Annotated in this window: 11 protein-coding genes; 4 read left to right on the forward strand and 7 right to left on the reverse strand. The window is 40.1% G+C overall.

The window, feature by feature from the left end:
- The first annotated feature begins 172 nt into the window (after nt 1–172).
- Complete coding sequence (locus AC4HAO_RS11120; protein WP_491135376.1) at nt 173–541, forward strand: MerR family transcriptional regulator; 369 nt, start codon at nt 173–175, stop codon at nt 539–541.
- A 560-nt stretch (nt 542–1,101) separates the two neighbouring features.
- Here the strand turns inward: AC4HAO_RS11120 and AC4HAO_RS11125 are convergent.
- From AC4HAO_RS11125 to AC4HAO_RS11150, 6 genes are all read right to left on the reverse strand, one after another.
- Nucleotides 1,102–1,878 carry a CPBP family intramembrane glutamic endopeptidase gene (locus AC4HAO_RS11125; RefSeq protein ID WP_491093101.1) on the reverse strand — a complete coding sequence of 259 codons (777 nt, stop codon included), beginning with the start codon at nt 1,876–1,878 and terminating at the stop codon, nt 1,102–1,104.
- Between the two features lie 106 nt (nt 1,879–1,984).
- Complete coding sequence (locus tag AC4HAO_RS11130; protein WP_491135377.1) at nt 1,985–2,680, reverse strand: CPBP family intramembrane glutamic endopeptidase; 696 nt, start codon at nt 2,678–2,680, stop codon at nt 1,985–1,987.
- A 157-nt stretch (nt 2,681–2,837) separates the two neighbouring features.
- A complete protein-coding gene (locus AC4HAO_RS11135; RefSeq protein ID WP_491135378.1) occupies nt 2,838–3,608 on the reverse strand; it encodes a CPBP family intramembrane glutamic endopeptidase in 771 nt (256 codons plus the stop codon).
- Nucleotides 3,609–3,830: 222 nt separating this feature from the next.
- On the reverse strand, nt 3,831–4,544 hold the full coding sequence (locus AC4HAO_RS11140) for an ABC transporter permease (RefSeq protein ID WP_491135379.1): 714 nt from the start codon (nt 4,542–4,544) through the stop codon (nt 3,831–3,833).
- Nucleotides 4,537–5,262, reverse strand: a complete 726-nt coding sequence (locus AC4HAO_RS11145; protein WP_491135380.1) for an ABC transporter ATP-binding protein — start codon at nt 5,260–5,262, stop codon at nt 4,537–4,539. Before AC4HAO_RS11145 ends, AC4HAO_RS11140 begins: the two co-directional genes overlap by 8 nt.
- 434 nt (nt 5,263–5,696) lie before the next feature.
- Nucleotides 5,697–6,845 carry an MFS transporter gene (locus AC4HAO_RS11150; protein ID WP_491135382.1) on the reverse strand — a complete coding sequence of 383 codons (1,149 nt, stop codon included), beginning with the start codon at nt 6,843–6,845 and terminating at the stop codon, nt 5,697–5,699.
- Nucleotides 6,846–6,955: 110 nt separating this feature from the next.
- On the opposite strand from AC4HAO_RS11150, the gene AC4HAO_RS11155 reads away from it, so the two are divergent.
- Complete coding sequence (locus tag AC4HAO_RS11155; protein WP_491135383.1) at nt 6,956–7,264, forward strand: ArsR/SmtB family transcription factor; 309 nt, start codon at nt 6,956–6,958, stop codon at nt 7,262–7,264.
- Nucleotides 7,265–7,327: 63 nt separating this feature from the next.
- Here the strand turns inward: AC4HAO_RS11155 and AC4HAO_RS11160 are convergent, their stop codons facing one another.
- A complete protein-coding gene (locus AC4HAO_RS11160; RefSeq protein WP_491135384.1) occupies nt 7,328–8,683 on the reverse strand; it encodes an MFS transporter in 1,356 nt (451 codons plus the stop codon).
- A gap of 96 nt (nt 8,684–8,779) precedes the next feature.
- Here AC4HAO_RS11160 and AC4HAO_RS11165 point away from each other — a divergent pair, with 96 nt between their 5' ends.
- On the forward strand, nt 8,780–9,877 hold the full coding sequence (locus tag AC4HAO_RS11165) for an ArsR/SmtB family transcription factor (RefSeq protein WP_491135385.1): 1,098 nt from the start codon (nt 8,780–8,782) through the stop codon (nt 9,875–9,877).
- 192 nt (nt 9,878–10,069) lie between these two features.
- The coding region (locus tag AC4HAO_RS11170) for a helix-turn-helix domain-containing protein (RefSeq protein WP_491135386.1) at nt 10,070–10,207 on the forward strand (138 nt) is incomplete at its 3' end.

The raw sequence follows: 10,207 nt of genomic DNA on the forward strand, positions 1-10,207 counted from the left end.
CGAGTTCGTTTGTGGTAAGATGGGTGTAGGTCATTTATGGTAGTTCCTCTCAGACAAATGTGGTGTTTATCTGAGCCTAACATAAATGGCTTTTTTCTGTCTAGCTTAATTTTACAAATTGGGTTATTATAGCTTCTAGAGTTAACTCTAGGTCAAGGGGGAAATGAGAAAAATGAACTATTCAATCGGAAAAATATCAGAATTAACCAATCTCAGTATCCATACTCTACGATACTATGAGAAAGAGGGGCTTCTATCGCCAAAGAGAGATGAGGGAAACAGGCGTTACTATGACGAGAGCGATTATAGATGGCTCCGGTTTATTCAGCGATTAAAAGCAGTAGGGATGCCTATTAAAGACATCAAAACCTATTCAGACCTTCGTTTACAAGGTGATGCTACCTATCATGAAAGACTGGTATTGTTGGAATCCCATTTGAAGTTATTGGACGGCAACATTTCAGAATTACTGGAAAATCGCGAGAAACTGATTGAAAAAATTGAATTTTATGAAGACGAAATTTCAAAACAAGAAAAGTAGTCATAGTCATATAAGAGTGGGATCACCCCAAAAATAACAAAAGAGTTGGGTACTAGCCCCATAAAATGAGACACAAGAAAAACGCTCCTGTTGAAATCTAGTGAACTGGGACTAGGAGTGTTTTTGTTATGATCAAAAAAGCGTATTCGTTAGAAACTAAGTTAGCCTGTATCGAGATGAAGAAGGCAGGCAAACCCAATTCCAGCTCATGCCTGATAAAGTCTTTCCTCAGAACACTACCGGATAGATTGATAATACCAATTGTTTAACGGTCGTAGAATACCTGCCTCTATTCTATCATAAGCCCCCTTTCGTGACACGTTAAAATAACTTGTGATCCAACACATAACATCATGCAATTTTTGATTGTAGTAGCGCATATCCGATACAGGCATAGTCCTTTCCATACAATCATCTACTTTGAAATTTTAACTTAATTTTATCAAAAAGTTCCCTCCTATCAAGTTTCTTATTTTAACGTAGAAACTTATTTGAACTCTCCTTGTGTTATTAGAGCAATCCTCCCTGTAGGAGCAACTAATCTTGAGTTCATAAAATAGTTACTGGTGCTTGCCTCTCTTAGATAGATAAAATAGAGCTGCAATGGCTATGGCATAAGCTAAAATCGCGAGGGGAGAAATATCAGCGCCATACTTACCACCGAATAAGAAGGACTGCTGTTTAAATAATACCGTTCCCATGATGAGGTTCCAAACAGAATGAATCAGAATACTATTAACGATTGACTCAGTCAGATAGGTTGCCAAGGAAAATAGAATACCAACTAGCGTTCCAGCTAGTAAGAGCTGAAGGGCTGTTATAGGATTCAAGGCTCCATTTAACAAATGTAAAGCTGCAAAGGCAAAGGATGGTAGGAGAATAGTGACAGTTTTTGAATAGTTTATTTCTAGCAGTCTCATCATAAATCCTCTAAAGAATAGCTCTTCGGCAATGGGGGCAGCTAAACCTCCTATAATGATCGCTTTGTACAAATCATCGGCCAGATAACTTTGACCACCTGACAGATGCAAACCTAACTGTACGGCTAGTGGCATAAGGACTGCTACAGCGAAACAAGATAGGCGAGGGAAGGTCAGCTTTATCCCAAGTTCTTCAAAGTCAAGCTGACAGATTCTTTTGGCTAGCACATAAATAGATAGTAGAGCTAGGCTTACATAACTAAAGCCGAATAATCCATAGCTGACAAGGGGGATGCCAAGAAATCGTGACCCTTCATAGATCAATACAGAAGAAGCCCCGCTAAGCATAAAAGCTAAGAAAGCTAACAAACAGATTCCAAGGATTTTCCAAGTTGACATCTTTTTTACAGTCATCATAATTTTTTCTCCTTTGTGAGTTTACTAGGGAATTTACTGTCAACTGATCCTTTAAGACGTAAAATATAGTCAGGCAAGTGCACAGAAAATCCCTTCCAAAATTCGGTCAGAAATGTTTTAGCTCCTGCCTTCCTTCCTTTTTATCTGTCCGATACCAGAGAGAAATGCTGTAAAGGGTCAGAAGGGCCAGGCCACCAAAGTAAAAGATTGGGTTGACCTTAGAGAAATCGCCATCTGTAGCTTCGGATATGCCAACAAAGGTTGTGGTAACAGTATTGTATAAGACATGGAAGAGGTTGCAAGCGATAAGGGATTGAGCTTTTTTGTAAAGAGCAGAAAGCCAGAAGGCTACAGCAATGAGACTGATCCAAAAGAATGGAAAGGAGTCAAGGCCTCCCCAGTCTGGATCATAAAACCAGAAAGGAAGATGCCAAAGGGCCCACACGGTACCTACAAGTATGGTCGCTAGAGGAAAGGAGAATTTTTTCTCCAAAGCTGGTTGCAGGAAGCCCCACCAGCCAGGTTCTTCCACGCCTCCTCCCAAGGTGGTCATAAAGATAAATTCCAATGGTAATATCGCTAAAATACCAGCATCCACTAATCTAATACCAGCTACTAAGGCATAAACGGCTATTAGGGCCCCAGCATGGATGAGAAAGTAGGCCCAAGTCCCTTTCCTGCCTGAGAAGATAAAGGAAGCAATAGCCTTGAGCCCCTTCTTTTTGAGCACGATTAGACTGGCTGTCATTGGTCCGAAAACGCCGATGGTAAAGAGAGTCCCTTCAAGAACCAGATAGGGCATAGGCGGATTTTCCGGCCAAAGGTTCTTGAGGAGAATACATAGTCCCCAGCAGCTCCAACTCCAGCCGAAGATCCAGGCCAGGTAGGGGCAGATCAGTTTAGGGTGTGGTTTGATTGTTTTTGGTAACTTTAGTTGCCATGTATTTTGTCCTCTCTGTTCAATCGGCCCGGTACCATAGATAGATACTAAAAAGGGTCAGCAGGGCAATACCACCCAGGTAAAAGAAGAAATTGATCTGAGACAAATCACCAAATCCCATAGCCTCATCTATGCCAGTAAGGCTTCCAGGTACGGTGTTAATCAGCGCGTGGAAGAGCACGCAGACGATGACAGACCTTGTCCTCTTGTAAAGTCCAGCAAACCAGATAGCAAAGACGATACAGCTAACAAAAAAGAGCGGGAAGGAGGTCTGGCCTCGGTCGTAGAACCAGAGGGGCACATGCCAGATGGCCCAGACGATACCAACAATCGCAGTGGCTAGGGGAAAGGAAAATTTTTTCTCCAGAGCTGGCTGGAGAAAGCCTCGCCAGCCCGGTTCTTCATTACCACCTCCCATGATGGCGACGAAAATGATCCCCAATGGTAATTCAGCTAAGGCGCCATCTATCAGCTTTCCTCCACTGGCCAAGGCGGCAATCGCTGTTAAGGCACCACTATAGATGAGGAAGTAGAACCATGCTCTTTTTCTACTTGAGAAGATAAAGTCTGTGATAGTCTTAAAACCTTTCTTTTTGAGAGTAATAATGCTGGCTACCATTGGCCCGAAACCGCCGATAAGAAAGAGGATGGTTTCAAGTGGGTTGCCAGACCAAAAATTTTTGAGGAAAATGGCCAGAACCCAGAAGCCCCAAGTCCAACCGAAGGTCCAGGCCAAATAAAGCCAGATAAGTTTCGGTTGTGGTTCGATTGTTTTCGTATCTTTAGTCATAAGAAATAACTCCTTTCATGGTCTTACTTACCCCACCACTGGTAAAGGTCAAAAATAGATAAACTAGGTTATGCCCAAAGTAGTGGCGATAGTTGGCATGATGGGGAATGCCCATTTGATCAGTTTCGTAGTAGTGAAATTTGCGTGTGTAGCTGTATATAGAGTCATCCTTATTTTTGCTAGACTGTCTATTTTTGATTTTCTTTGAGGATTACCTCTACCTTAAACTTCCCGCTGTTCTGGCCCTCTAGTCAAGATAATATAAAACACCAGGATCAGGACTGCGGAAATCGCTGCTAAGATAGCAAGCAGGATAGGATTGGACTGAATAGATCCCACCAATAAATTGGTAAAAAGTGACGTAATAATAAGGACTGACACAATAGTGGCTGGCAGAGAGTTCTTCCACAATCCAATCCATAGACCCGCCATTGATACAGCAATAGTGACTACGCTAGATCCTAAAACAGCCAGTAACATGAAGCCAAGCAGGCTAAGGTCGAAATCAAAGGGGATAAAATGAAAGAGAACATGACTCCCCATAAAGACTGGTAAGGTGATGAGACCTCCTAAAATCATACTGAGAGAGGTAAAGACAGAAACCAACACCAACTTGGCCAAGAGTACCTTAGAGCGTTTGACAGGGTAACTAAAGAGTAAGACTGCATTTTTTCCGCCATACTCATTAACCACTAAGCGACCAAGCATAACTGCGGCTAAGACCGCAAAACAGGCCATCATCAGAACAGAGAAGAAGCTGACAAAAGCACCGGAAGTGGCTAAGGGAGAATCGCCGACGTCTATCTCTGTTGAATCCTTACTGGCAAAACCTATGATATGTAAGATAGCGGTGATAAATACGGTGATTGATATGGCCCCGATGACATAGGGCTTAATATTAGTACGTTTGAGTTCCAGTTTGATCAGTTTAAGCATGTGTACCTCCTGTCATGATAGATAAGAAATAGTCTTCTAGGCCGTTTGGATTTTCTTTTCTGATTTGCTCCATCGGCACTTCCCGGACAATCCGGCCCTCAGCTAGCACACCGATGGTATCGGCTACGTGTTCAATCTCGCTGAGAATGTGGCTGGAAATCATCAGGGTCATGCCTTCATCAGCCAAGGTCTGAAAGAGTGTCCGCATCTCCCGGATGCCCATGGGATCCAGGCCGTTGATCGGCTCGTCCAAGATGAGCAGTTTGGGCTGGTGGACAATCGCCCGGGCAATAGCCAGGCGTTGGCGCATCCCCAGGGAAAACTTAGAGACCGGCTGTTGGCCCGTATCGGCCAGCCCAACTCTCCTGAGAGCTGCCTCAATATCCTGACCTTCTCGGTCCATATAGGCTAGGTGAATAGACAGATTGTCCTTGGCGGATAAGTGCTCGTAGAAAATCGGCGTCTCAATCAGAAGCCCGATATCGGCCAGAATAGCTGAGCCCTGAGCAGCTGCGTCCTGCCCGAAAATGGTAATTTGGCCGGCTGTCGGCTTGATAAGGCCGGTAACGGCTTTGAAAATAGTCGTTTTCCCGGCTCCGTTAGCGCCTAGGAGACCGTAAATAGTGCCTGTTTGGACATGCAGATTGCAGTTTTTCAGGATTTCACGACCTGAGAAGGCCTTGCTCAGGCCTTGAGTTTTTAAAATTATTGCTGTCATATACTTCTCGCTTTCTCCCATATATACAAAATTTTTATATATTTTTTTACATAAACTATAAAATATTTTCTTGCATGTGTCAATGTTTTATATATAAAAAATTTATATCTAATAAAAAAAGATCGACAAGATAGTGCTTGTCACAACTTGACAGCCCTGTAAATTACATACTTGGCAACTTAAGCTATTCGCTACAAATGATGACAAATAGCGTTGATTCCATTTCCACGTCAGTCGTCTCTAGGCAATAATAATAAAAAAATCCCCAGTATATGCTATACTGAGAATTTTGTCAACTGTCATTAAAACTGATTTCTACTACAAGTATAAGAAAGTCTTTAAACTATAAAACCCTTACCAAGTTCCTCTAAGTCATACTAACTAATCTAACTTAATTTAACACACGAAGGAACTAAGAGAATGCTAATCTATAGTTAGTTTTTCTTAAACGCTCCTGCTTGAGCATAAAGCAACCAAGATAAGGCAATCATGATAGCGGCAAAGATGGAAATTCCTGAGAACCCTGTAAAAGCTACAAAGAGAACTCCTCCAACAATGCCGGCAATGGTTTCTCCTAGGTACATAGCTGCATTTGACAATGAAGAGATCGTACTGCGTGCGTTTTCGACAGTTCCCTGTAGGGTTGTCATGAACAACGGGAAGACAAAACCATTATTAATATAAATAATCGTTAATAAAATTTCAGCAATCCAAAAATTCTGTGCCAATGGTAATATTAAATAAAGAATGGTGAGTGTCATTAGTTCCGTTCTGAATGTCTTTTGCAGACCGAAACGTTTAACGATTTGGCTGCCGAAAAGAGAACCAAATAAATTCCCTGCCCCAATGGCAATAATAGCTGTACTAATGGTTGTCAGGCTCATATGAAAATCATGTGTAAACCATGTTGAAATAAAGGTAATAGCTGTAAATGAACCTGTTTGAAATACAAAATACGCAACAAGATAACTCACAGATTTTCTATTGGTTAAAATATTTTTATAGGCCTCTGTAAATGAAATTCTATTAGCCTGACTGATTTCAAGTTTAGGCAGATAAACATGAATTAAAATGAGTAATATAAGAGAAGCTGCTGCAATAGTATAGAATGGTGTTTGCCAAGAAAAGCTGGCAAGGTAACCGCCAATTGGGACACCAGCCATTTGAGAAACAGATAAACCTGCAGTCGCATAACCCATGACTTGAACAATATGACTCTTATCTACTACAATTGGAATAGATGCCCAAACCTGAGGGGTTACAAATGAAGCACTGATGCCTGCAAATAAGCGGAAAAGAAGCATAAGAGGGAAGCTAGTTGCAAATCCGCATAGGAATGTTGAAGTAGCGAAAGCGGCTAATCCGTAAGTCATTACTTTCTTCCTATCTCTACCATCAGAAATTGGACCTGAGATAAGTGCGAAAACAGCATAGCCAATAGCGTATGCACTAACCATCCAACCTGAAATGGAGGAATCTATCCTGTACAATTTGGTTAGAGTTGGCAGCAAGGGAGATACTAAGAATGTATCTGTCCCAATGATGAACATGGTTAAAAAGAATAAAAGAGAGTATTTTTTCATGATTGGCGACTCCGTTAAGACATTTTAAATTTAATAATTAAAAAACTATTTAACTATCATGAGAATATTGTAGCATTGACAGATAAAAAATTCAATAGTAAAATAACCTTATGACTATCGAAGAACTATCTAAAAATCAAGATGAACAAAGAATCAAAATATTTAAAGCCTTGGCTGACCCTGCTCGACTACATATTGTCAGACTGCTATACCAGAAACAGGACGAGCTGAATTGTGGTGAGATTGGTACTCTGCTGGCTATTAGCAAGTCAGCTGCCTCTTACCATTTTAGAACCCTGCGTGAAGCAGGCCTTACAAATACAAGGAAGGTAGGGCAAAATAAGTTTGTAAAATTAAATCAACAGACATTTGATAACTTATTGCCTGGCTTCCTGACTTCTCTTGAAGCTGAAGAATGAAAATGTGTAAGCTTATCTAAAAATAAAGAACCAGCTTAATCTGAACAGCTGGTTTTTATTGTCTTAATTATCATGATTTGAGAAATGTATCATTTCTTTTAAACTGATAATGACTAGAGCCAGTGTAATGCCCCAGCCAATTCGAGTGGCTAATAAAAGATTATTGGACCAAAGGTTTAAGCAAGTTGAGCCAATAGCGGAACCAGCTGAAATGGCAACATTTTGTACCATTCGCTGTAAAGCTCCCGTGCTGCCTTGCATTTCCATAGGGCTAGCTTGCATAATACTAGCAATATTGGCAGGCTGGAAATAGCCGCCACCAATACCATAAATAAACAATCCTAAAGTTAAGAAGAAATAAGGCCAGCTAGGAGTGAGTAGCAAAAGGAAAAGCAAAGAAGCAATAATAATTCCGAGACCTAAATGATTAAAGGCTTTATTTTTGCTACCGTCATTGTACTTCCCTGATAGCCTTGAAAAGATTACTAATCCTGCTGGTGCGCCTAGCACAAGAAAGCCAGTCTGTCCCACTCCTAAATGATATAATTGTTCAAAAATAAAGGGAGGAAGTAAAAATATCATGGCAGAAGCAAAACCAAAGGCGACCGTTTGCAAAAGATAGGAGATTACTTGTGGGTTGTTTTTTAATCCCTCAACATCAACAAGTGCCTGTTTATTCCTAAATTCAACATGGTAAAAGATGATTCCGAGGAACAGGCTGGATATGATTAAGATAAGACTAACTACTAACAGATTAGATTTACTTAACAAAGACAATCCCAATAAAAGGCAAACTAGCACGGTAGCATTGACTACTGTTCCAAGAGTATCTAATGTTCGTTTACTAGTCTCTTCGGAGACCTTGTTAAGAAGGTAGTGATTGCATATTATTCCGAGGATTGCAAAAGGAACATTTAGCCAGAAGATAAAGCGCCAAAGATTTAAAGAAAGTAATATACCTCCTAAAGACGGGCCCAGCACAGGCCCTAGGCCAATCATAACGCCTAAAATGCTAATAGCGCTGTTTTTACGATCTTCAGAGACTAAAGTAGTGATCAGAGCTGCTGAAGTAGCTTGTAGAGCGGCAGCCCCTATGCCTTGAAAAATCCGGCCAGCAATGAGCCAGCCAATACTATTGGCAAATCCACAAAATAGTGAACTCAGTCCAAAAAGTACAAATCCTAAATAGGAAATCTTTAACTTTCCAAATTTGTCGCTTAATACTCCTAAAGGTAGGATAGAGATAGCTAATGCTAACGTATAGCCGGTTATTGTAAACGATGCTATGTTAGTTGTCGTTTGAAATTGTCCCTTCAAAAAGGATAAAGCGACATTGATAATACCTGTATCAAGGGTGGATAACAACATTCCCATACCTGCGATAACTGTTATCAGTGAATCTTGAAACCGTTTTGTCATTTTACTTCCCTCCTTTATCTCAAACTATGATACAATGAAGACAACCTATAATCAATCGATTCTAGAAATATCGAATCGTTAGGAGGGAGTGTGCCCATGGCTATTACAGTTCAATTTAGCCATTATGCTCGGAAAACGGATGAAACGCTGACACAAAGGATACAATTTGTCTATTCTCCCTTAAATGAACTGTTTAGAAGTTTACATGTCTTATTAAACCCCCGTCATCATGGAACTAATATTGACTGGGTGATTGGGATACAAGACAAGTTGACAGACGATTTCCATGAGAACCTTCACTATTTTCAACTCTTTTATGAACTCGGTGTTTCCCCTATCTTGCTTTGCAATTTTCGCTATCATGCGACAACGATTGAAGAAGAGATACAAAATCTAAAGAAATTTCTTAGTGAGTTGCCTGCTGCTCAGCTAATTGAGCATTTGGAAAAAGTAACCAGTGACCGAGAAAATTTCTTCATTCCGACATTGGCAAAAGGATTAGAGTGGAAGGATTTCTCATTGAGTAACGATAAACAGCTGCTTAAGGATTTAAAAAAGGATGCTTCTGATGTCTACCAACGACTTTTTTCCTTTATTGATTGGTACCGACAAGAAATATTTGATAACACTTGGAAAGAGAAGGCCATTCAGCAGAAATTGCTAGATGAAATTCAGAAGCAATCTTCTTTTTTAAGAAAAAACGGTTTAATCGAAATGTTTAATCATTTACAGGTTGACCGCATCCATTGGAAAGAGGATGAGCTGGTTGTTATTAAGCCGTTTGAGCAAGAAATCCAACTGCAAGATAGTGATTCTATTATGCTATTACCAAGTTATTTTATTTGGCCTCACCTCTTTGTTGAAACTTTCGACCAAGGGCTTGCTATTACTTATGATATTACTGAGCAGCCGAGTTACTATAACGCCACACCGGAAAATTTGATTACTATTTTTAAAGCTCTAAGTGATCCTGTCCGCTTGCAAATTATGAATTATGTCATTGATAAACCAAGTACGACACAATCTTTGGCTCAAATTTTATTAATGAGTAATTCCAGTGTCTCCAGACATTTGCAAATTTTAAAGGAAGCTAACTTATTAACAACAAGAAAAGCTAAAAAATTCGTCCTTTATGAGCCGACACAGCTCGTTACACAACTTATGCCAAACTTTTATCAATTCTTTAAGAATTGAAACTAATAGTCAACAAAAAGGTACTGCACCCAACAATTGAGACACAAGAAAAATACTCCTGTTGAAATTTAGTAAACTAGAAACAGGAGTGTTTTTTATATGGCCCAATTTGTAAAATTAAGCTAGACGGAAAAAAGCCATTTATGATAGGCTCAGATAAACACCACATTTGTCTGAGAGGAACTACCATAAATGACCTACACCTATCTTACCACAAACGAACTCGTAATGATAGAGGCTTACTACCAAGAAAACAAGAAAGTTGGCGATATTGCAAAATCTCTAGGGAGATCTAAGCAAACCATTTACAAGGTCATCCACTTTCTAAAA

Source organism: Streptococcus sp. ELY_137, assembly GCF_058314515.1.